Source organism: Micromonospora sp. NPDC006431, from assembly GCF_042870725.1.
Taxonomy (GTDB): Bacteria; Actinomycetota; Actinomycetes; order Mycobacteriales; family Micromonosporaceae; genus Micromonospora.
The window spans coordinates 209,264-231,631 of record NZ_JBIAHQ010000003.1 but is presented as its reverse complement, the minus strand read 5'-3'; the positions used below and the strand labels follow the sequence as shown (position 1 = coordinate 231,631).

Annotated in this window: 18 protein-coding genes and 1 pseudogene; 12 read left to right on the top strand and 7 right to left on the bottom strand. The window is 74.2% G+C overall.

What is annotated here, in order from left to right:
* Nucleotides 1-61: 61 nt before the first annotated feature.
* Both ACFYM6_RS07475 and upp read right to left on the bottom strand, forming a co-directional pair.
* Entirely contained in the window at nt 62-739 is a 678-nt protein-coding gene (locus tag ACFYM6_RS07475; protein ID WP_357437609.1) for a GPP34 family phosphoprotein, read from the bottom strand.
* Between the two features lie 156 nt (nt 740-895).
* Nucleotides 896-1,528, bottom strand: coding sequence for a uracil phosphoribosyltransferase (upp, locus tag ACFYM6_RS07470; protein WP_073839912.1), 633 nt, complete (start codon nt 1,526-1,528; stop codon nt 896-898).
* A gap of 136 nt (nt 1,529-1,664) precedes the next feature.
* On the opposite strand from upp, the gene deoC reads away from it, so the two are divergent.
* The 10 genes from deoC (at nt 1,665) to ACFYM6_RS07420 (ending at nt 13,198) form a co-directional block, all read left to right on the top strand.
* Entirely contained in the window at nt 1,665-2,624 is a 960-nt protein-coding gene (gene deoC / locus ACFYM6_RS07465) for a deoxyribose-phosphate aldolase (protein WP_357437606.1), read from the top strand.
* 5 nt (nt 2,625-2,629) lie between these two features.
* A complete protein-coding gene (locus ACFYM6_RS07460) occupies nt 2,630-4,060 on the top strand; it encodes an aldehyde dehydrogenase family protein (protein WP_387273194.1) in 1,431 nt (476 codons plus the stop codon).
* Nucleotides 4,053-4,877: an aldehyde dehydrogenase family protein gene (locus tag ACFYM6_RS07455; RefSeq protein ID WP_387273192.1), complete on the top strand. Its 825-nt coding sequence runs from the start codon at nt 4,053-4,055 to the stop codon at nt 4,875-4,877. The genes ACFYM6_RS07460 and ACFYM6_RS07455 overlap by 8 nt, the downstream gene beginning before the upstream one ends.
* Nucleotides 4,878-5,042: 165 nt before the next feature.
* Nucleotides 5,043-5,474, top strand: a complete 432-nt coding sequence (locus tag ACFYM6_RS07450; RefSeq protein ID WP_387273190.1) for a BlaI/MecI/CopY family transcriptional regulator — start codon at nt 5,043-5,045, stop codon at nt 5,472-5,474.
* A gap of 10 nt (nt 5,475-5,484) precedes the next feature.
* On the top strand, nt 5,485-6,390 hold the full coding sequence (locus tag ACFYM6_RS07445; protein WP_387273189.1) for a M56 family metallopeptidase: 906 nt from the start codon (nt 5,485-5,487) through the stop codon (nt 6,388-6,390).
* A gap of 100 nt (nt 6,391-6,490) precedes the next feature.
* Nucleotides 6,491-7,738 carry a cytochrome ubiquinol oxidase subunit I gene (locus ACFYM6_RS07440; RefSeq protein WP_387273187.1) on the top strand — a complete coding sequence of 416 codons (1,248 nt, stop codon included), beginning with the start codon at nt 6,491-6,493 and terminating at the stop codon, nt 7,736-7,738.
* Nucleotides 7,739-7,749: 11 nt separating this feature from the next.
* Nucleotides 7,750-8,757 carry a cytochrome d ubiquinol oxidase subunit II gene (locus ACFYM6_RS07435; RefSeq protein ID WP_387273185.1) on the top strand — a complete coding sequence of 336 codons (1,008 nt, stop codon included), beginning with the start codon at nt 7,750-7,752 and terminating at the stop codon, nt 8,755-8,757.
* Entirely contained in the window at nt 8,754-10,433 is a 1,680-nt protein-coding gene (gene cydD / locus ACFYM6_RS07430; RefSeq protein WP_387273183.1) for a thiol reductant ABC exporter subunit CydD, read from the top strand. Before ACFYM6_RS07435 ends, cydD begins: the two co-directional genes overlap by 4 nt.
* On the top strand, nt 10,430-12,466 hold the full coding sequence (gene cydC, locus ACFYM6_RS07425) for a thiol reductant ABC exporter subunit CydC (RefSeq protein ID WP_387273181.1): 2,037 nt from the start codon (nt 10,430-10,432) through the stop codon (nt 12,464-12,466). The genes cydD and cydC overlap by 4 nt, the downstream gene beginning before the upstream one ends.
* Before the next feature lie 60 nt (nt 12,467-12,526).
* Nucleotides 12,527-13,198, top strand: a complete 672-nt coding sequence (locus ACFYM6_RS07420) for a permease prefix domain 1-containing protein (protein WP_387273179.1) — start codon at nt 12,527-12,529, stop codon at nt 13,196-13,198.
* 27 nt (nt 13,199-13,225) lie between these two features.
* Here ACFYM6_RS07420 and ACFYM6_RS07415 read toward each other — a convergent pair whose 3' ends face one another.
* The gene (locus ACFYM6_RS07415; protein ID WP_387273177.1) at nt 13,226-13,567 is read right to left on the bottom strand and encodes a PadR family transcriptional regulator; all 342 of its coding nucleotides are present in this window, start codon (nt 13,565-13,567) and stop codon (nt 13,226-13,228) included.
* Between the two features lie 149 nt (nt 13,568-13,716).
* On the opposite strand from ACFYM6_RS07415, the gene ACFYM6_RS07410 reads away from it, so the two are divergent.
* A complete protein-coding gene (locus ACFYM6_RS07410; RefSeq protein WP_387273175.1) occupies nt 13,717-14,658 on the top strand; it encodes a DNA primase in 942 nt (313 codons plus the stop codon).
* 40 nt (nt 14,659-14,698) lie between these two features.
* On the top strand, nt 14,699-17,047 hold the full coding sequence (locus ACFYM6_RS07405; protein ID WP_387273173.1) for a transposase: 2,349 nt from the start codon (nt 14,699-14,701) through the stop codon (nt 17,045-17,047).
* Nucleotides 17,048-17,269: 222 nt separating this feature from the next.
* Here ACFYM6_RS07405 and ACFYM6_RS07400 read toward each other — a convergent pair whose 3' ends face one another.
* The 4 genes and pseudogenes from ACFYM6_RS07400 to ACFYM6_RS07385 all read right to left on the bottom strand — a co-directional run bounded on the left by ACFYM6_RS07400 (nt 17,270) and on the right by ACFYM6_RS07385 (nt 22,237).
* Complete coding sequence (locus ACFYM6_RS07400) at nt 17,270-17,863, bottom strand: ATP/GTP-binding protein (protein ID WP_242796714.1); 594 nt, start codon at nt 17,861-17,863, stop codon at nt 17,270-17,272.
* 1 nt (nt 17,864) lies between these two features.
* Nucleotides 17,865-18,242 (bottom strand): DUF742 domain-containing protein, encoded by a 378-nt coding sequence (locus ACFYM6_RS07395; RefSeq protein ID WP_387273737.1) that lies wholly within the window; start codon nt 18,240-18,242, stop codon nt 17,865-17,867.
* A gap of 100 nt (nt 18,243-18,342) precedes the next feature.
* Nucleotides 18,343-18,747 carry a roadblock/LC7 domain-containing protein gene (locus tag ACFYM6_RS07390; protein ID WP_013731521.1) on the bottom strand — a complete coding sequence of 135 codons (405 nt, stop codon included), beginning with the start codon at nt 18,745-18,747 and terminating at the stop codon, nt 18,343-18,345.
* Nucleotides 18,744-22,237 (bottom strand): annotated as a pseudogene (locus tag ACFYM6_RS07385) (nitrate- and nitrite sensing domain-containing protein). The gene ACFYM6_RS07390 and the pseudogene ACFYM6_RS07385 overlap by 4 nt, the downstream one beginning before the upstream one ends.
* Nucleotides 22,238-22,368 lie beyond the last annotated feature (131 nt).

Sequence of the window (22,368 nt, the reverse complement as noted above, 5' to 3'; positions counted from 1 at the left end):
TTGCGTCGGCCGGGCGCGCCACCGAGACGCAAACCTCTTGATCAACGGAGCAGTTGGGGGGTCAGGCGCGCTTGCCGAGGGCGGCGTCGATCGCCTGGCCGAGGGCGGCGACCACCAGGCCGATGGAGGGGCGGACCACCGAGTCGTCCAGGCTGACGTTGCCGGAGAAGCCGGCCCCACCGGCGATCGCCTCCAGCCGACGGCGGGCGTCCCGGGCGTCCTCGCCGGTCAGGCCGAGCGCCGGTTCCATCCGGAGCACCGCCACCAGGGTGGCGAGCGCGGCCGTCCGCTCATCGGGGGCCTGGTCGTCGGTCAGCGCCTCGGCCAGCCGGCGGCGGATGTCCGCCTCCACCGAGGCGTCCGCCACTGGGTAGCGGTGCACGTGGATGAAGCCCAGCTCGGTCTCGTCGATGTCCCGGACCACGCCCCGCCCGCAGAGGTCGCCGAGGATCCGGTCGCGCAGGCCGTGCCGCAGCCGCTGCACCCACGACGACGGGGTGTGCGGCGTGTCGGCGGCGATCCGGGCGAGGACCTCGTCGGCGATCGGCTCGCCGGTCGGGGCCGGGTCGATCACCGCCAGGGAGCCGTCGGCGTACGCGATCCGGCCGGCCAGGGCCAGCTCGACCAGCACCGCGGCGGCCATTCCGAGATCCAGGCTGATCCGCGGCATGGTCGCCTTGCCGGTTTCGTCGTCGTAGGCGAGGAGCAGCAACTCTTCGGCGAGCGCAACACCAGTCATGGCCCGGAACGGTAGCGGCTCCCCGCACCCCCGCGCACGGACTCGCCCACGCGGCGCCCGGACCCGACGAATTCACGGAAAGAGGGCCCATTCCGCACTGGATGGGCCCTCTTTCCGGGAATCTGCGCCTCGTCGGGAGTGCTCGGCCGGGGTGGGTCAGAAACGGGGCATGCCGCCGAACTGGCGGTCGCCGGCGTCACCGAGGCCCGGGACGATGAACATCCGGTCGTTGAGGCCCTCGTCGATCGAGGCGGTGACCAGGCGCAGCGGCAGGCCGGACCGCTCCAGCCGCTCGATGCCGACGGGCGCGGCGAGGACGCAGAGCACCGTGATGTCGGTGCAGCCGCGGTCGGCGAGCAACCGGCAGCAGTGCTCCAGCGAGCCGCCGGTGGCCAGCATCGGGTCGAGCACCAGCACCGGCAGTCCGCTCAGGTCGCGGGGCAGCGACTCCATGTACGCGCGGGGCTCGAACGTCTCCTCGTCCCGGGCCAGGCCGACGAAGCCCATGGACGACTCGGGCAGCAGGCCCAGGGCGGCGTCGGCCATGCCGAGACCGGCCCGCAGCACCGGCACGAGCAGCGGCGGGTTCGCCAGCCGGGTGCCCTCGGTCGCGGTGACCGGGGTCTGGATCGGGTACTTCTCGACGGGGAAGGAGCGCGCGGCCTCGTACACCAGCATGGTGGTGAGTTCGTGCAGCGCGGCCCGGAACGACGCCGAGTCGGTCCGGGCGTCCCGCATGGCGGTCAGCCGTGCCTGGGCGAGCGGGTGGTCAATGACGTGTACGTCCACGAACGGTCAACCTACCGGGCCGACCGGCCACGCACCGCACCTGCCGGCTGACCAGCGACGCCGCTCACGTGTGGCGCTCACGACCAGGCTACCGTGACCAAGATCACACCACGGCGGGATGCGTACTATTCACGCCATGACGGCGACAGCGACGTCGGCCCGGTCGGACCTCTCCGAGCTGGGACGATCCGAGACCGCTCTGCGGACCTTCCTGCACGGCCTGCCGGGCGTGGATCAGGTCGGCGCGGAGCAGCGGGCGGCACAACTCGGCACCCGCTCCATCAAGACCACGGCCAAGGCCCAGGCGATCGACCTGGCGATCCGGATGGTCGACCTGACCACCCTCGAAGGGGCCGACACCCCCGGCAAGGTGCGGGCGCTCGCCACCAAGGCGCTGCGCCCCGACCCGGCTGACCCGTCCTGCCCGCACGTCGGCGCGGTCTGCGTCTATCCCTCGATGGTCCCGTACGTGGCGGAGGTGCTGCGCGGCAGCGGCGTGCACCTGGCCAGCGTGGCGACCGCCTTCCCGTCCGGCCAGGCGCCGCTGGAGGTCAAGCTCGCCGACACCCGGGCCGCGGTGGCGGCCGGCGCCGACGAGATCGACATGGTGATCAACCGGGGCGCCTTCCTCGCCGGCCGCTACCAGGAGGTCTACGACGAGATCGTGGCCACCAAGGAGGCCTGCGGGGACGCCCACCTCAAGGTGATCCTGGAGACCGGCGAGCTGGCCACGTACGACAACGTGCGGCGGGCCTCCTGGCTGGCCATGCTGGCCGGCGGCGATTTCATCAAGACCTCGACCGGCAAGGTGCCGGTCGCGGCCACCATGCCGGTGACCCTGGTGATGCTGGAGGCGGTCCGCGACTTCCGCGCCGCCACCGGCCGACAGGTCGGCGTGAAGCCGGCCGGCGGGATCAAGACCAGCAAGGACGCGATCAAGTACCTGGTCATGGTCAACGAGACCGTCGGCCCGGACTGGCTGGACCCGGACTGGTTCCGGTTCGGCGCGTCCAGTCTGCTGAACGACCTGCTCATGCAGCGCACCAAGCTGACGACCGGCGTCTACTCCGGTCCCGACTACTTCACCCTGGACTGAGCGCGATGTTCGAATACGCACCCGCCCCCGAGTCGCGCTCGGTGGTGGACATCAAGCCCTCGTACGGGCTGTTCGTCGACGGCACGTTCGTCGACCCGGCCGACGGCGGCAGCTTCAAGTCGATCAACCCGGCCTCCGAGGAGGTCCTCGCCGAGATCGCCGAGGCCGGCAGCCAGGACGTGGACCGCGCGGTCCGCGCGGCGCGCAAGGCGTACGAGAAGGTCTGGGGCCCGATGCCGGGCCGCGACCGGGCCAAGTACCTGTTCCGGATCGCCCGCCTGATCCAGGAGCGCTCCCGCGAGCTGGCCGTGCTGGAGTCGCTGGACAACGGCAAGCCGATCAAGGAGTCCCGGGACGTCGACGTCCCGCTGGTCGCCGCACACTTCTTCTACTACGCGGGCTGGGCCGACAAGCTCGACCACGCGGGCTTCGGGCCGGCGCCGCAGCCGCTCGGGGTCGCCGCGCAGGTCATCCCGTGGAACTTCCCGCTGCTCATGCTGGCCTGGAAGATCGCCCCCGCGCTCGCCGCCGGCAACACGGTGGTGCTGAAGCCGGCCGAGACCACCCCGCTGACCGCACTGCTCTTCGCCGAGATCTGCCAGCACGCCGACCTGCCGGCCGGCGTGGTCAACATCGTCACCGGCGCCGGCGACACCGGCCGGGCGCTGGTCGAGCACCCGGGCGTGGACAAGGTCGCGTTCACCGGCTCCACCGAGGTCGGCAAGGCCATCGCCCGCGCGGTCGCCGGCACCCGCAAGAAGCTCACCCTCGAGCTGGGCGGCAAGGCCGCCAACATCGTCTTCGACGACGCCCCGGTCGACCAGGCCGTCGAGGGGATCGTCAACGGCATCTTCTTCAACCAGGGGCACGTCTGCTGCGCCGGCTCCCGGCTGCTGGTCCAGGAGTCGGTCGCCGATCGGGTGCTGGAGTCGCTGAAGCGCCGGATGGCCCAGCTGCGGGTCGGCGACCCGCTGGACAAGAACACCGACATCGGCGCGATCAACTCGGCCGCCCAGCTGGAGCGGATCCGCGAGCTCTCCGAGGCCGGGGCCGCCGAGGGCGCCGAGCGCTGGTCGCCGGCCTGCGAGCTGCCGGACCGGGGCTTCTGGTTCGCGCCGACCATCTTCACCGGGGTCACCCAGGCGCACCGGATCGCCCGGGAGGAGATCTTCGGCCCGGTGCTCTCCGTGCTCACCTTCCGCACCCCGGCCGAGGCCGTGGAGAAGGCGAACAACACGCCGTACGGCCTGTCGGCCGGGATCTGGACCGACAAGGGCTCCCGGATCCTGTGGCTGGCGGACCGGCTCCGCGCCGGCGTGGTCTGGGCCAACACGTTCAACAAGTTCGACCCCACCTCGCCGTTCGGCGGCTACAAGGAGTCGGGCTACGGCCGCGAGGGTGGCCGGCACGGGCTGGAGGCGTACCTCAATGTCTGAGCGGGTCGCGGTACGCAAGACGTACAAGCTCTTCATCGGCGGGAAGTTCCCGCGCAGCGAGTCGGGACGGTCGTACATCGTGCAGGACTCCAATGTCGTACTGGCCTCCCGCAAGGACGCGCGCGACGCGGTCGTGGCCGCCCGGGCCGCCGTGCAGGGCTGGGCCGGGGCGACCGCGTACAACCGGGGTCAGATCCTCTACCGGGTCGCCGAGATGCTGGAGGGCCGCCGCGAGCAGTTCGTGGCGCTCGGTGTGCCGGCCGACGAGGTCGACGCGGCGATCGACCGCTGGGTCTGGTACGCCGGCTGGTCGGACAAGCTTCCCCAGGTGTACGGCGGCGCGAACCCGGTGGCCGGGCCGTACTTCAACCTGTCCGCCCCCGAGCCAACCGGCGTGGTGGCCGTGGTGGCCCCGGAGACGCCGGCGCTGCTCGGCCTGGTCAGCGTGATCGCCCCGGCGATCGTCACCGGCAACACCGTGGTGGTGGCGGCGTCGCCGGCGCAGCCGCTGCCGGCGGTGACCCTGGCCGAGGTGCTGGCCACCTCCGACCTGCCGGGCGGGGTGGTCAACATCCTCACCGGCCGGATCACCGAGACGGTGCCGACGCTGGCCGCGCACATGGACGTCAACGCGATCGACCTGACCGGGGTGAGCGACGCCGAGCTGGCCGCCGAGCTGGAGGTCAAGGCGGCGGAGAACCTGAAGCGGGTGCTCCGGCCCGCCCCGGCCGGTCACGACTGGTTCGCCGACCCGGGCCTGACCCGGATGACCACGCTGCTGGAGACGAAGACGGTGTGGCACCCCAAGGGGGTCTGACCTCCTTGCGCTTGGGGTTTCCGGGCCCCCGGTCGTCGCCATCAAGATCCGCACTACTTCACGGGAAGAGTGGCCTCCGCGCGTCGGATGGCCACTCTTTCCGTGTAAGAGGGCCTCGCACGCCGCGGAGGCACGGTGGTCTACTACGGGGGGTAGGATTGGGGCGTGACTCGGCTGGGTGATCTCGAACGTGCGGTGATGGACGTCCTGTGGGACCTGGTCCCCGGCACGTCGGACGGGGTGACCGTCCGCGAGGTCGCCGACGCCTTGGACGGGCGCGAGCTGGCGTACACGACCGTGATGACGGTGCTGGACCGGCTCGCCGGCAAGGGCATGGTGCGGCGCCAGCGGGAGGGTCGGGCCTGGCGGTACCGGGCGGCGGCCAGCCGCGAGGCGCACATCGCCCAGCTCATGCTCGACGCCCTCGACCTCGGCGGCAGCCGGGACGCCGCGCTGGTGCGCTTCGCCCGCTCGGTGACCGGCACCGAGGCGGAGGTGCTGCGCGCGGCGCTGAGCGCCGAGGCCGGGCTGACGGACCGGGTCGAGGACCCGCGGGCCGGGCAGCCGAGGCTGGCCGACGAGGCGACGGACCGGTAGGGCGGCGGCCGTGGCGTACGCCCTGCACTTCGCCGCCAGCATTCTGGCCTGCTGGCTGACCGCGGAGGTGCTCGCCGCCTCGACGTGGACCTGGCGCGCCCCGCGGGTGGCGATCGTCTGCTGGCAGGCGGTCGGGCTGGCGCTCGGCCTCTCCGCGATGGGCCTGCCGATGGCGCTCGGCCTGGCCGCGTACGACCAACCGACCGGGAGCGCCCTGGTCGCCCTCGCCACCGACCTGGCCCACGGCGCCCTGCCGGCCGGGGTCGGGGCGGTGCACCTCGGCCTGGTCGGGGTGGGCTTCGGCATCGGCGCGGTGCTGCTCACCACGACCGTCCGCAGCGTCTACGGCACGGTCCGGGCCCAGCGCCGGCACCGGGAGCTGCTCAGCCTGGTCGCCCGCCGGGATCCGACCGTGCCGGGCGCGCTGGTGCTCGACCACCCGAGTGCGGCGGCGTACTGCCTCCCGGGGGTGAAGCCCCGGGTGGTGATCAGCGCCGGCACGCTCAGTCTGCTGGACCGGGCCGAGCTGGCCGCGGTACTCACCCACGAGCGGGCGCACGCCCAGGAGCGGCACGATCTGGTGCTGCTGCCGTTCACCGCGCTCGGCCGGGCCCTGCCCTGGTTCCGCTGGGTGCGGCACGCACAGGAGCGGGTGGCGCTGCTGGTCGAGATGCGCGCCGACGACAAGGCCCGCGAGCTGCACGCCGAGGCGCCGCTGGCCGGGGCGTTGCGTCGGTTCGCCGCCGCCGGGCACCGGATCACGCCGGCCGGCGCGCTCGGCCTCGGCGACCGGGACCTCGACGTACGGGTGCAGCGGCTGCTGGTCCCGGACCGGACGCCCCGGCTGCTCGGCGCCACCGCGCTGGCCGTCACGACCACCCTGGCCGCCCTGCCGATCTCCCTCTTCCTGAACTGACCGATCCACGACCAGCCGTGCCTCCAGGCCGGCGCGTATAGGTAGGTAGCCTACGTGTAGGCTCACTATGAAAAGCGAGCCAACCCGTGGGAGAACGACCATGGATCCCCTGCTCCTCGCCCGCCTGCAGTTCGCCACCACCACCTCGATCCACTTCCTCTTCGTGGTGGTCACCCTCGGCCTGGTCACCCTGCTGGTCGCGCTGCAGACCGCCGGCTTCATCACCGGCAAACCGGTGTACGAGCGGCTGACCCGCTTCTGGGGCCAGCTCTACGTGATCAACTACGTGCTCGGCATCGCCACCGGCATCGTGATGGAGTTCCAATTCGGGCTGAACTGGAGTGGCCTGTCGCGATACGTCGGCAACGTCTTCGGCGCGCCGCTGGCCATCGAGACGCTGGTCGCGTTCTTCCTGGAGTCCACGTTCCTCGGCATGTGGATCTTCGGATGGCACCGGCTGCGCCGCGGCGTCCACCTCGCGCTGCTCTGGGGCGTCGCGCTCACCGCGTACGCCTCGGCGTTCTGGATCATGGTGGCCAACGCGTGGCTCCAGCACCCCGTCGGGTACGAGGTCCGCGACGGCGTCGCGCACCTCACCGACTTCGGCGCGCTGCTCACCAACCCCACCCTCACCTTCGCCTTCGGACACGTGGTGTCGGCGAGCCTGGTCACCGGTGGGATGCTGATGGCCGCGGTCAGCGCCTGGCACCTCATCCGGCGTACCCCGGACTTCGCGCTCTTCCGGAAGTCCCTACGGCTCGGGCTGCTCACCTTCGCGGTCGCGGTGGTCTTCCTGATCGGGTTCGGCTTCGCCCAGTTCGGCCCGGTCGGGGACCTCCAGCCCACCAAGTTCGGCGGCGGCGCCGACCGGGACGCGCTGGTCGCCGAGTGGACCGCGCGGTTCGGCCCCGGCGACTACACCCCGCCGACGCTGTCCAACGTGGGTCTCGGCTTCATGATCCTGATCGGGATGGCGCTCTTCTTCGGCATCCTGGTGGTGCCGCTGCTCTGGCGGGACTGGATCATCCGCCTGCAGTTCCCGCTCTGGCTGATCCTGCTCGCCGTGCCGCTGCCCTTCGTCGCGGTGATCCTGGGCTGGATCGCCCGCGAGGTGGGGCGCCAGCCCTGGGTCGCGTACGGGCTGCTGCCGACCGGGCAGGCCGTCTCGCCGGTCGGCCCCGGGCTGATGCTCACCTCGCTGATCGGCTTCACCCTGCTGCTCGGCACCCTCGCCGTCACCAACTGGGTGCTGCTGGCCCGGCACGCCGCCCGAGGCGCGCACGACCCCGCCCTCGGCCGCCCGCCCGCGCCCGACACCGACACCCGTCCCCACCCCGTGTTCGCCTGAGGGAGCCCGCCATGGAACTCGCCTGGTACGCCCTGCTCGGCCTCTTCTTCGCCACCTACCTCGTCCTCGGCGGCTACGACTACGGCGTCGGGCTGCTCCTCGCCCGCGGCGGCACCCTCGCGGCGCGGCGGGCCGCGCTCACCGCCGTCGGGCCGTTCTTCCTCGGCAACGAGGTCTGGCTGGTGGCCGCCGTCGGCATCCTCTTCGGCGCCTTCCCCACCTTGGAGGGCGAACTGCTCTCCGGCCTCTACCCGGCCGTGCTCGGCGCGCTGGCCGGGGTGGTGCTGGTGACCGCCGGCGTGCAGTTGCGCAGCCGGCCGCACGCCGACTCGGCCCGCGCCGGCTGGGACCGGGTGATCGTGGCCGGCAGCGTGCTCGCCGCCCTCGGCTGGGGCGCCGTGCTCGGCGGGCTGCTGCAGGGCCTACCGCTGGCGGCCGACGGGCACGTGGCCGGCGTGGGTCACCTCTTCACCCCGTTCGTGGCCGCCGTCGCGCTGGCGACGCTGGCGCTGGTCGCCGTGCAGGGTGCGACGTTCCTCACCCTCCGGCTGCCCGCCGCCGACACCCCGTCGGTCGCCCGGCTGGCCCGGAGGCTGGTGCCGGCGGCGCTCGCCGCGGTCGCCACGGCCACCCTGCTGGGCCTGCTCTCCGACCGGGTACGCGCCGCCGTGGCGCGTCCGCTGATCGCCGTACTCCTGCTGTCGGCGCTGGTCGCGGCGTTGCTGGTGGCCCGCACGGCGCTCGGCCGCGGCCGGGCCGGGGTGGCCTTCACAGCGACCAGCGCGGCGCTGGCGCTGCCGGTGGCGCTGATCGGGGCAGCCCTCTGGCCCCGGGTGCTGGTCTCCACGGTCGACCCGGCCGCCTCGCTGACCGTCGCGGACGCCGCGGCGAGCGGGCCGACCCTGTCCCTGCTGGGCTGGCTCGCGCTGCCGCTCGTGCCGGCCCTACTAGGCTTTCAGGCGATGTGCTGGTGGGTGTTCCGGGGACGGACCGACGGCAGGGCACCGGTGTACTGGTGAATCGCCGCCCGTTCGACCCGCGGCTGCTGCGCCGGGTCCCCGCGGCCCGGCGCGACCTCGCCGTGCTCGCGGTGCTGGGTGGGCTGACCGCGCTGCTGGTGGTCGCGCAGGCCACCGCGCTGGCCACGCTGCTGGCGACCGCGATCGACGGGCGGCTGCACCGGGCGGCGCTGGCCGGCTTCGGCGCGGCGGTCGCCGCCCGTGCGCTGGTGAGCTGGGCGCAGGGCACGGTGGCCGCCCGGGTGGCGGCGACGGTGAAGGCCACCCTCCGGGCCGACCTGCTCCGCGCGGTCGGACGGCACGGCCCCACCTGGGTCGCCGGGCAGCGGGCCGGGCAGCTCGCCACCCTCGCCGGCCGGGGCCTGGACGCGCTCGACCCCTACTTCACCGGCTACCTGCCGCAGCTCGTGCTGAGCGTGACCGTGCCGCTGGCCGTGCTGGCCCGGATCGTCCTCGCCGACTGGAGTTCGGCGCTGATCATCGCGTTGACCATCCCGCTCATTCCGATCTTCGGCGCGCTGCTCGGCTGGCAGGCGCAGGCCGCCACCGAGCGGCAGTGGCGGCGGCTGTCGCTGCTCGGCGGGCACTTCCTGGACATGGTGGCCGGGCTGCCCACGCTGCGCGCGTTCGGCCGGGCCCGGGCCCAGGTCGACGTGGTACGCCGGATGGCCGACGGGCACCGGCAGGCCACCATGAAGACGCTGCGCATCGCGTTCCTCTCGGCGCTGGTCCTCGAACTGGTCGCCACCCTGTCGGTGGCACTGGTCGCAGTGCCGGTGGGCATCCGGCTGCTCGGTGGCGGGATCACGCTCTCCACCGCGCTGCTGGTGCTGCTGCTCACGCCTGAGGCGTATTTGCCGCTGCGCGCTGCGGGCAGCCGGTTCCACGCCAGCATGGAGGGGCTGACCGCGCTGGACGAGGCGCTCACCGTCTCCGCCCCGCCGGCCCCCGCCGTGCCGGCCCGCGTACCGGCGCGGCCGCCCGGCGGCCACGGCGAGATCCGCTTCGAGGGCGTCACCGTCGCCTACGAGCGGACCACCGCGCTGCGCGACGTCACGCTGACCATCCGGCCCGGCGAACGGATCGCCGTCATCGGACCCAGCGGGGCCGGCAAGAGCACGCTGCTCGGCCTGCTGCTCGGCTTCGTCACCCCGACCGCCGGCCGGGTCACCGTCGGCGGGGTGGACCTCGCCGACGTCGACCTCGACGCGTGGCGGCGCCAGGTGGCCTGGGTGCCGCAGCGGGCCCACCTGTTCGCCGGCTCGCTGGCCGACAACATCCGCCTCGGCGCCCCGGACGCCGCCGACGCCGCCCTGGCCCGGGCGGTCACCGACGCGGCGCTGGACGAGGTCGTCGCGGGGCTGCCCGAGGGCCTGGCCACCCCGCTCGGGGAACGCGGCCACGGCCTGTCCAGCGGGCAGCGGCAGCGGGTCGCGCTGGCCCGGGCGTTCCTCCGGGACGCCCCGCTGGTGCTCCTCGACGAGCCGACCGCCCGGCTGGACACCGCCAGCGAGGCGGTCGTGCTGGCCGCCACCCGGCGGTTGGTCGCCGGGCGTACCGCGCTGCTGGTCGCGCACCGGCCCGCGCTGCTGGTGGACGCCGACCGGATCCTGCGGATCGAGGACGGCCGGGTCACCGAGCTGAGCCCGGTGCCGGTCGGGAGGGTGACGGGATGAGCCGAGGACCTGACCAGCCCGCCGGCGCGTCCGGGGAGCGCCCCGCGCGGCCGGACAGGCCGGTTCCCGGGCGGCCCGAGCAGCCGGGGATCTCGTCCGGCGGCGAGGTCGTGCCCGGGCGGCCCGACCAGCCGGTGCGGGCCGTGCCCGGGGGCGTCTCGCGGGACGGGGCGACCCCGGCCGCCCGCGACCCGGGCGCGCCGACCGCCGCCGAGGCGAACCCGCCGGAGCTGACGCCGAACGGGCCCGCCCCGACCGTCGCCGGACCGGGTGCCGGCCCGACGGATGTCGGGGGCGCGACGCGCGCCGAGTGGGCCGTGCTGCGGCTGGCCCGGCCCTGGCTGGGCCGGCTGGTGGGGGCCGGGCTGCTCGCCGCGGCCACCGAGTTCGCCGGGTTGGCCCTGATGGCCACCGCCACCTGGCTGCTGATGAGCGCCGCCGGGCGGCCGACGCTGGACCGGTTGACCGTGGCCATCGTCGCGGTCCGGGCCCTCGCCGTCAGCCGGGGCGTGTTCCGCTACACCGAACGGCTCGCCGGGCACGACGCGGTGCTGCGCATGATCACCGACGTCCGAGCCCGGGTCTTCGCCGCCCTCGCCGCGCGGGACGCCGCCACCCAGCGGACCGGGGACGCGTTGAGCCGGCTCGTCTCCGACGTGGAAGCGGTGCAGGACCTGCTGCTGCGCGTGCTCGTACCGGGGTCCGCCGCCGCGCTGGTGAGCCTGCTCGCCGTCGGGGGCGCCGCGCTGATCTCGCTCCCGGCGGCCGGCGTGCTCGCCGTCGGGCTGCTGGTGGCCGGGGTGGCGCTGCCCACGCTGGCCACCGCGCTCACCCGCCGGGCCGCCGACGAGGTGGCCCCGCTGCGCGGGGCGCTCGCCGTGGACGCGGTCGACCTGACGCACGGGGCCGCCGACCTGGCCGCGTTCGGCGCGACCGACCGGGCGCTGGCCGCCGCCGAGGGGCGCGCCCGGCGCCTCGCCCGGCTGGAGCGCCGGCTCGCCGCGGCCGGCTTCGCGGTCGACGCGACCGGGGTGCTGGTCAGCGGGCTCACCGCTGCCGCCGTGGTCGTCGTGGCGTTGCGCGCCGGCGTCGGTGGGGTGCTGGTCGGCGTCCTCGCCGTCGGCACCCTCGCCGCGGTCGAGATCGCCCTCGCCCTGGTCGGGGCCGCCCGGCAGCGGGCCCAGCTCCGCACCGGACTGGCCCGGGTGGCCGCCCTGCTCATCGCCCCGGCACCGCCCCCCGCCGCCGGTCCGGCGGCCCCCACCGGCGACCGGCACGACGTCCGGTTCGCCGGGGTGACCGTGCGGTACCGGGCGGGGGCGGCACCCGCCCTGGACGGGGTCGAGTTGGACCTGCCGGCCGGCCGCCGGGTGGCCGTGGTCGGGCCGAGCGGGGCCGGCAAGAGCACCCTGGCGGCCGTGCTCACCGGCGCGGTACGCCCCGCCGCCGGCCGGGTCACCCTGGACGGGGTGGAGGTGTCCGCATACCCGGCCGAGGAGCTGCCCCGGGCGATCGGCGGGCTGCTCGCCGAGGCGTACGTCTTCCACGCCTCGGTACGGGAGAACCTGCTGCTGGGCCGGCCGCGGGCGACCGAGGAGGAGCTGGCCGCCGCCACCCGCGCGGCCGGCCTGCTGGACTGGGTACGCGCCCAGCCCGACGGCTGGGACACCGTCGTCGGCGAGCAGGGCGGACAGCTCTCCGGCGGCCAGCGGCAACGGCTCGCGCTGGCCCGTGCCCTGCTGGCCGCCCCGGCGGTGCTGGTGCTGGACGAGCCGACCGAGGGTCTCGACCCGGCCGCCGCGGACGCCGTGCTCGCCTCGGCGCTGGCCGCCACCCCGGCCCACCACTCGGTGCTGCTGATCAGCCACCGGCTGAGCGGTCTGGCGGAGCTCGACGAGATCGTCGTGCTCGACGCCGGCCGGGTGGTGCAGCGCGGCCGGCACGCCGAGCTGGTGGCGCAGCCGGGCTGGTACCGCGACCAGTGGCTGCTCCAGGAGGCGGCGGAGCGGGGCTACCTGGCACTGGCACCCTGAGCACACCTTCCGGGAAATTCCCGGACGCGGTCCGCGCCGCGGGGTGGCAGGGTGGGTCCCATGCGGGGGTACGCGGACGTGCTCGTGGAGGAACGGCTGCGGGAGCTGGCCGGCCAGCTGCACGGGCCGGCCAGCCTCAAGGCCGACCTGCTGACCGAGGCGCGGCACGCGTTGCTGGACGCCGTCGAGGCGTACCGGGAGGACGGCCTGGCACCGGCGGAGGCCGAGCGGCGGGCGGTGGCCGAGTTCGGCAGCCCCGCCCAGCTCGTGCCCGACTACCAGGCCGAGCTGGCGGCCGGGGCGCTACGCCGGCTGGCGCTGCGGGCGCTGGCGGTCGCGGTCCTGCTGATGGCCGGTGGCGACCTGACCTGGCGGGGGTCGAGCTGGAGCGGCGGACCCCGGCCACCGGAGGGCTACCTGCTCCTGTCCGCCTCGCTGACCGCGATCTGGCTGCTGATCGCCGGCCTGGCGCTGGCCGGTCTGCTGCTCGGGGTCCTCGCCGCCCGATACCGGTCGTCCCGGCTCCCCCGGCTGGCGCGGGCGGCGGGCTTCGGGCTGACCGGCGGGCTGGCACTCGGCGCGGTCGCCGTCAGCGCCCTGTTCGGCTGGTCGGTCGGCCTCTGGACCGCGGCCCTGACCTGGCCCCCGATGATCATCGGCGCGGTGCTGGTGAGCGTCGGCTGGTTCGCGCTCGCCCGGGCGGCGCGCTGCTGGCTGCTGGCCACCCGCTGACGCCAGCCCGGCGGTCGGTCGGGGCAGTCAGGCCGGTGCGCCCGGCGGCTCGGCGGGGCCGAGGAAACGACCGACCGTGGCGCTGAACTCGCGCCAGCCGGCCCGTTCGCCGGCGAGCGCCCGCCCGCCGGCCTCGGTGAGCTGGTAGGTGCGCCGCTCCCGGCCGTTGACGGTGCTCCACGAGCTGGCCACGTAGCCGGCCCGCTCCAAGCGGCGCAGGGCCGGGTAGATGGTGCCGGTGGGGAGGTCCAGGGCGCCGCCGCTGCGGGCCCGGAGCGCCTCGATGATCGCGTAGCCGTGCAGGGCGCCCTGCTCCAGCACGGCAAGCAGCAGCGCGTCGAGGTGTCCGTGCAGCGCCTGGGCCTTCATGTGTAGCAAGACTACTTGTCTGCCGGTCGGGATGCCACCGGGGTGCGGCTCCCGGCCGTACCGGGTCGCCGTTTAGGGTATGTGCGCAGAGTCACTCGGCGGCCGGAGGCGTCGCCGGGTGGGCAACCCGACAGCACACGGAGGTCAGCGTGGCCCGCCAGTCGCCCCACCGGCCCGACGCCGACGAGCCCGAGCTCGACGACACCACCCCGTCGGCCGCCGAAGACGAGGTCGAGGTCGACCGTCCGGCGGCGGACCGCGCGCTCTGGGACGAGCTGCGGGTCGACCCGGTGGAGATCGCCCTGCCCGCCGGCACCGGCTTCACCCTGCGGGCGTACCGGCCAGCGCGGGAGCTGACCCCGACCGACGTCGCCGAGCGCGACCAGGACGACCCCTTCCTGGCCCGGCGCCAGGTCGTCGAGACCGAGGACGACGAGGAGGTGGTGATCCTCGACGAGGAGTTCGCCGCCCTCACCGCCGAGGAGGAAGAGGACGAGGAGCGCCCCAAGGGCCGCCGGCGCGGCACGGCCGAGGCGGCGGACGAGGACGCTGAGGACGCCGACGAGGACGAGGACGAGGACGAAGCGGACGAGGACGCGGGCGACGAGGAGGTGCCCGCCTTCCTCAGCCACCGCGGCAAGCTGCTGCTGTTCAAGTCCCCGGAGTCGCTGGTCAGTTTCATCCGTTCCGGCGCGCCCAACGACCTGTCTCAACTGGACAGCTGGAATGAATTGTCCGAACGGGTGGAACCGGGCGACATCGCCCCGCTGGACGAGGACACCTACGAGCTCGACCTCGTGGTGGAGAACCTCCGCGGCGGCCACGACGCGTGGGACCCCACGCTCCTGATCGAGGCCGGCGAGATCGCCCGTGACCTGGCGTACGCGCTGCAGCTACCAGCCGTGCTGGACATGCTCTCCGCAGGCTCGAGCCTCGACGATCTGGACGAGGCGCTGCGGGCGAGCGTCAACGGTGGACTCGGTGGTTTCCTGGGTCGGCGCCGGCTGAAGAAAATCGGGGCACAAACCGCAAGTTTGGGTTGGCGCACCATTGTCGGCAAGATCTCTGCCGTTGTGGACTGGCGCGACTGACCCGGACCGGGGAGCATCAGTCTCTGGCAGAGCATGACCTGTGTCCCGGGAGGAGGACGACGCCGTGGCGCTCGTGCGCGTGTACTGCGGTCTGGCCTCGGCGGATCCGGCCGACCGGCCTGCTTCGGCCGGTTCGACGCTGACGTCCGCTGTGGTCGACGACGCAGGCCGTCTGCTGCATGTCTACGAGATCGGCGACGACCCCGCTGGCTACGCCCAGCTGGTCGCGCTGCTCGTGGAGCGGTCGGGCGGGCCGAGCGGTGCGGCCATCGCCGCCGACAGTGACGACCACACCGTCACCTCGCTGCTCAGTGCGGCCGGTCGGCCACTGGCGATCGCGGACGACGACTCGGTCGACGACTTCGCCGAGCGCTTCGCCGACGACGACTCGCTGGAGGAGATGCAGTCCCCGCCGGCCGAGCGCCGGGCGGTCGGGCTGGCCAGGGCGCTGCAGGCGGGCGCCCTCTCCGCGATCACCCTGCCGGCCCCCCGGGATCTCGCCGGCTACAAGCAGGTCCTCGCCGCGCACGCCGCGCTGGCCAGCGGGCGGCACTCCGCCGCCGTGGCGCTGCGCGAGGTGCTCCGCGAGCTCTATCCAGCCGCCCTCCGCGCCTACCCGGACCCGGCCGAGCCGGTCTCCCTGGCCATCCTCGACGCGCTGCCGGAGCCCGGCATGCTCAGCGGCACGGTGGCCCGGGGCCGCGAGGTCGGGGTCGCCGCGGACGCGGTCGCCGCGCACCTCGCCAACGAGGGCGTCGCGGACGCCGACACCATCAACGACGCGGTCACCGCGCTACGGGTCGCCATCGCCGAGACGCCTCGACGGGCCGCCGTCAACCGGGCGCTCACCGCCGCCGTCGCGGAGACGGTCCGACAGGCGGTCTCCGCCGTCCGGGCCTGCGACGCCGGCTGCGAGGCCCTGGTCGACGCGCTCAGCGCCCGGGTGACCACGCCCGCCCCGGCACCGGGCCGCCGGGCCGTCACCGGGCGAGGCGAGCCGGTCGACGATCGGCCCGCCCTCGGCAACACCCTCACCGGCCTGCGTACGGTCCGGCCGGCGGAGCCCGAGCCGGTCGGCCGGCGCACCCGCCCCGAGCCGGTCTCCGGGCCGGCCGCGCCCGCGTCGCCCCGTCCGCTCGGCCCGCCGCCGGTCGCCCCGGCACCGGTCGCGCCGCCGCCCGTCGCCCCCGCCCCGGTCACCCCGGCCGCCGCCAGCGGCCGGCCGACGTCCGCGCCGCCGTCGCGTACCGAGCCGACCGGCGCGCCGCTGCCGCAGCGGGCGGACGCCCCGGCCAACCGGCCGATCTCCGCACCGCCCCCGCCGCCGCCCGGGATCACCCCGATCGCCCCTGCCCAGCGGGGCAAGGTGCCGCCGGCCGAGGCCGGCGAGCCGTTCCGCCCGACGCTGACCACGGCGGCAATCAACAGCGCCCGGGCCGAGCGGCAGCGGACCGTCATCCCGCCCCGGCCCAAGACCAACCAGGAGCCGCCGACCGGCGGCTTCAGCGCCACCGATCTGAACGTCCCAGTGCCGACCCCGCGCCCCAACCAGGAGTCCGCTCCCCCGGGCTCCCGGGCCAACTGGCCGCTGGTCAACAACAGCGACGACCAGGACGACCGCGCCGTCCAGGCACCGCCCGCCTACCCCTATGGCGGGGGCGTGGACGCGCCGAGCGACCCGGGCACCAGTCGGGTCACCCCGCCGTGGCTCGCGGACGACCTGCCGCAGGAGCCGCCGATGCTCCGCCTGGTGGAGCCGCCGCCGCTGGCCGACCGGGCGCTACGCGACGAACTGGACGCGCCGACCGACCCGGGCCTGGACGCGCCGTCCCTGCGGCTCGTCGAGCGGCAGGAGGCGACCAGGCCGGGCCGCCCGGCGCCCCGCGCCGAGCTGCCCACCCCGCCGGAGCGGCGACCCGAGCCGAAGGAGCATCGGCCGCCGCCGGTGTCCGACGAGGGCGACGGTGACCTGCTGATCTTCGCCGAGGCGAAGTCCGCCTGGTTCGTCGGCGGGCACGGTGACGAAGCCGACCTGGACTGGTCGAGCACCGCGGACACCGGCTGGCAGGCCGCCCAGCAGGCGGCCCGCCCGTCGGTGGGTACGGAGACCAAGGCCGGCCTGCCGAAGCGGGTCCCGCAGGCCAACCTGGTGCCGGGTTCGCCGCTGCGCGAGGAGCGTCCACTGCGGATCGTCCGGAACGCGGCCAGCCTCGCCGAGAACACCACGGGTTACTTCCGGGGTTGGCGGCGCGGCCAGGAGATCGGCGGCTTCGCCGTCGGCGGCCGCCCCGGCCGGGAGGCCGCCGGTGGCTGGGACTTCAGCCGGGACACCGGCGACCGCGACGACGAGCGGGAGTACGAGTACCGTTCCGCCGGCTACCGGTCCTGACCCGCGCCGTACGGCTTCCCACCTGCGTGTTCCTGCCCGAGGGTGAATCGCGCTGCGCTGGGCCCGGTGCACGTACGTCTACGGCTGCGGGCGTACTGCCGATGCAGGTGTGGCCGAGGGCATCAGCGGGGGCGTTCGCCTTCGCACTTGTGCGGCACGACGGTATGGACAGCGAGAAGCGCCCGGTGGCCGATGGCCACCGGGCGCTTCTCGTCACGCCGGTCAGGCGGGGGCGACCGCCCGGGAACGCCGCATGGTCAGCACGTACTCGACCAGCGAGATCAGCACATGCTTGGTCGACTCCCGGTTGCGGGCGTCGCAGGCCACCACCGGCACCTCGCTGGAGATGGCCAGCGCGTCCCGGACGTCCTGCGGGTCGTGGTACTGCATGCCGTCGAAGCAGTTGATGGCCACCAGGTACGGCAGCCGCCGGTGCTCGAAGAAGTCGATCGCGGCGAAGCAGTCGGCCAGCCGGCGGGTGTCCACCAGCACCACGGCACCGATGGCACCCCGCACCAGCTCGTCCCACATGAACCAGAACCGCGTCTGACCCGGCGTACCGAACAGGTACAGGATCAGGTCGCGATCGATCGAGATACGACCGAAGTCCATCGCCACCGTGGTCGTCGTCTTGCCCGGCACCTGCCGGGTGTCGTCGACGCCCACGCCGGCGGAGGTCATGATCGCCTCGGTGGTCAGCGGCGTGATCTCCGAGACCGAACCGACCAGCGTCGTCTTGCCGACGCCGAACCCACCGGCAATAACGATCTTCGCCGACGTCACGCGCCCACTCGGGGCCGGCGGCCGGTGCGACATGTCAGAGCCTGCGAAGTCCACTCAGCACCCTCTCCAGCAGTTCAGTGCCCACCGCGTCGTCGGAGTCGTCCAGGATGGTCGGCTCGTGGACCGCGACCAGGCCGTCCGTCGCCATGTCGGCGATGAGCACCCGGGCCACGCCGAGCGGAAGCTGCATCCGCGCCGCGATCTCGGCGAGCGACTGCACGCGTCCGTCACACAGCGCGGCGATGTACTGGTGCTCACGACCCTGGCCGCCATTGCCATTGGCAACGGCCCGGCCGCGCACCGTCGTCTCGATGAGCGCCTCCAGGGCGATCTCGAGCCGGGGACGGGTACGACCGCGGGTCACGGCGTATGGACGGACCAGCGCTCCGGTCGGCTCGTCACGATCGGCCATGTCGCCGCTCACCTCCTTCGCACCCGGCACCGGCTCGCCCCGGTGGAACCCGTCGTTGTCGTAGTCGTTCCCGCTTCTGACCCACCGGTCAGCGCGTCGTTCAGCCCATCATCCCGACAGCCGTACGCGGCTGCGGGGTCAGGGCGTCGCCCACCCGGTCGACGAGCAGGGCCATCTCGTAGCCGACCTGTCCCACGTCGCAGCTGCGTGCGGCGAGTACCGCGAACGACGAGCCGTCCGAGATGGACATCAGGAACAGGAAGCCGTTGTCCATCTCGACGACGGTCTGCAGCACCGCCCCGCCCTCGAAGCAGCGCGCCGCGCCCTGGGTCAGGCTGACCAGGCCGGACGCGATCGCCGCGAGCTGGTCAGCGCGGTCCCGCGGAAGGTCACGGGACGAAGCGAGAAGCAGGCCGTCGGCGGAGACCGCGACCGCGTGCGCCACACCGGGCACCCGGTCGGCGAAGTTGGCGAGCAGCCATCCGAGATCCTGCGTACTAGTCATCGTTGTTGCTCCTTCTGTCCGCTCCCGGCCACGGGCCTGAGCCAGACTGCGAGGACTGCTGACCGCCCGGAGTGCCCTCCGAGCCGGCCGAGTTGCTGTCGGTCGGGTGGTTACGCCCCCGCTGCACGCCCCGGTGGTAGGCCGACAGCAGACCCCGTACGCCTTCCGGCGTCCGGGCCTGCACCGAGGCGGACGGCTTCTCGATACCGCCTGGGACGAGCTGCGCCATCGGCACCCGCTTGGGGAGGCCCTTCTGGGTGGTCTCGGCGACCGGGACCTCGGTGGCCGCCGAGGCGGCCCGCCAGCCGTCGTCGGCCGCGGTCTGCCAGCCGGGAGACGGCTGTTGCGGCCGCCGGCTCGGCAGTGCTTCGGCGTAACCGGGACGGACGCCTTCGTTCGCCGATCCGTTGTCGCGCGGTGCTCCGCCAGCCGTCGGAGTGTGTGCCATCGGTGTGTTACCTGTCGTCCCGGGTGTTGTCTGCTGGACGGCCTGACCGGCGGCGTCGACCTTGGCGAACTGCTGGGTGGCCGCACCGTTCGCCGCCGGCCCCTGCGCTGCGGCGGTCTCCTCCGACCCCGGCTTGCGGGTACGGAACCAGGCCGACTCCAGCTCCCGGAAGATCGGCAGCTCCATCGTCTCGTCCGCGTACCGCTGGCGGTTGGCCGTCGGCTGCGGCGTGGTCGGCCGCGGCGCGGGGGCCGGCGCGGGCCGGCTGAGCGCCGGCGGCGTCTCCGGCCGGGCGACCCGGGGCAACTCGGTGGTCATGTCCAGGCCGGCGGCCAGGCGCTCCGGCACCGGCGGTGCGGCGGCCGGGTCCGGCGCGGGAACCGGCGGCCAGGCCGGCGGGGCGCCGAAGCTGGGCGCGGGGGTCGGCGGGGCCGGACGCGGCAGGTGACTCACCGGCGGCACGGAGACCGGCTGGCCGGGGGCGGGCGAGGCCGACACCGGCTGCGCCGAGACCGGCGCGGCCGAGACGGGGTGGCCCGAGACCGGCGACGCCGAAACGGGTACGCCGGATACCGGCGGCAGGGGCGGCGCGGAGACCGGCGGGAACGGCGGGCCGGAGACCGGCGGCGGGTTGTACGGCCACGCCTCCGGGCTGCTCGGCAGCTGCCGGGGGATGGGCGGCTGCTGGCCGGTGCTGGCCGGGTCGCCGTCGGCCGGGCTGCGCCGCTGCGGCAGCGGGTCGACCGGCTGGCCGTTCGACGTGCGGGGGGTGTAGCTGTCACCACCGGAGGCGCCGCTGGCCCCGGTCAGGTCGGACCAGGCCGGCATCGAGCGCGCGCCACCCGGGCTGGCCGGGGTGCCGGCGCCGTTGCGCGGCGCCGCGTCGAAGGCCCGCCCACCAAATGTCACCTGGTTGCCGGACGAGCCCGGGCGCGGGGCCGGCGGGGTCTGCGGGCCGTTGTTGAGCGCGGCCACGGCGCCGAATGCGGCGGCCAGGCCGCCGCCCTGCTGTGGGCCGGCCGCGCCGGCCGGGAGGGCGGGCGCCGGGTGGCCCCGGCCGGAGAGGGCGCGCGGCACCAGGACCGAGGTCGGCAGCGCGACGTCGGCCACCATGCCTCGGTCGCCGCCGGGCCGCAGCTCGACCTTGACGCCGTGCCGGGCGGCGAGCCGCGCGACCACGACCAGGCCCATCATCCGGGAGACCGCGACGTCCACCTGCGGCGGAGTGGCGAGCCGCTCGTTCAGCTCGCGCAGCTGCTCGGCGCTGATGCCGATGCCCCGGTCCTCCACGTACAGCGTTGCGCGGTCGCCCACCCGGCGGGCCTCCACCATGACGTGGGAGTCCGGCGGGGAGAACGCGGTGGCGTTGTCGAAGAGCTCGGCGACCAGGTGCACCAGGTCGTTGACCGCGTGCGCGGCGACCTCGATGTCCCGGTCGATCACGCCGAACTCGATCCGGGTGTAGTGCTCGACCTCGGACTGGGCGGCGCGGAGCACGTCGATGAGGGCGGCCGGCTCGCGCTGCACGCGGGTGGAGTCGGCACCGGCGAGAACCAGCAGGTTCTCGTCGTTGCGGCGCATCCGGGTGGCGAGGTGGTCGAGCTGGAACAGCTCGGCCAGCCGGTCCGGGTCCTCCTCGCCGCGCTCCAGCCGGTCGAGGTGGCCGATCAACCGGTCGACCAGGATCTGCGACCGGCGGGCCAGGTTGACGAACATCGTCGCGACGGACGCCCGGAGGGCGGCCTGCTCGGCGGCGGTCCGGACGGCCTCCAGGTGGACGGCGTTGAACGCCTCGGTCACCTGGCCGAACTCGTCCTTGCTGCGGACCGGCAGCGGCTCGGCGATCTGGTTGGCCAGCTGCACCGGGGTGAGCTGCCCGGTGACTTGCGGGTCCCGCAGCCGGGCCACCGCCTGCGGCAGGCCGTACTGGGCCACCGAGAGGGCACCCTGCCGCAGCTCGCGCAGCGAGCGGGCCATCGAGCGGGCGACCAGGTACGCGAAGAGGATGGCCAGCAGCAGCATGCTGAGCAGCAGGCCGGTCTCCAGGAACACCTGGGTCTGGGTGGCCGAGCGGAGGCTGTCGGCCTGCCGGACCACGTTGCCGTCGAGCCGCTTCTCCACGTTACGGAGCAGCTTGGCGTTGGCCACCATGGCCTTGTCCCACTGGTCCGTGTTGACCTGGACATCGGACAGTTTCGCGGCGCTGCTGATCTGACGCTGGTAGTTGAGCGACTCGCGCAGGTCGGGGCCGGAGACGGTCTGCTCGTAGAACGCGGAGTCGGCCTGGTTGGCGATCGACTTGAAGTTCTCCTGCGCCTGAATCCCGCCGGTCCCGGTGGCGATGAATTTGTCGCGTAGCGCCGGGGTGAGGGCCCTGCCCAGCAGGGCCTGGTGGACAACCAGGCGGCGCTGAGACAGCCACTCCTTCTCCCGGGCGACGGCGGCACCGGCCCGCATCCGGTCGCTCAGGTCGTTGTCACCGGCGAGCTGGGTGGCCGAGTCCCGGATCGAGATGAGGTCATTGATCAGCCCCTCGTACGCCTGCTGCGCGTCGCTGATGCTCATCTTGCCGTTGAGCACCTGGCTCCGGGTCCCCGGCAGGTCGGAGAGGCTCTTGTCGATCTTGCCGAGCAGGCGATCGAAGTTCGCCGGCAGGCCGTCGATCGCGTTCCGCTCCTGCCGGTAGGGCGTCTTCACCTGGTCGACCCGCTGGTTGGCCCGGTTGTAGGCCTCCTCGTACTGGGCCCTGGTCTGGACCTGGCTCGAGCCGAGCCACAGCACCGCGTTGACCCGCTCGTCCTGCAGGGTGTCGACCAGATCACCCGAGTAGCCGATCAGATTGGCCAGGTTGCCCGCCCGGTTGGCATTGTTGAGCGCCCCCAGGTGGTCGACCAGACCACTGGTGCCGACCACGACCGTGGCGATGGTCGGCACGATCATGATCAGACCGAGCTTGGACCAGATCGGCATGTCGCGGAGCCGGCTGGCCGGCCGGCGCAGCCGCGACAGGAAGGAGCCCGCCGTCGTTGGCCGTTTGCTCACGTCACCGCCCTCGCATTACCGCGTCCGGACGTCGCCGTTGGGCAACGCCGAGCGACCGACCCGGCGGGTCGGACCTCCGAGATTCCATCACGCCGCCCGGCAAACGGAAAGCCCAGGTTGTCCGTCGCCGT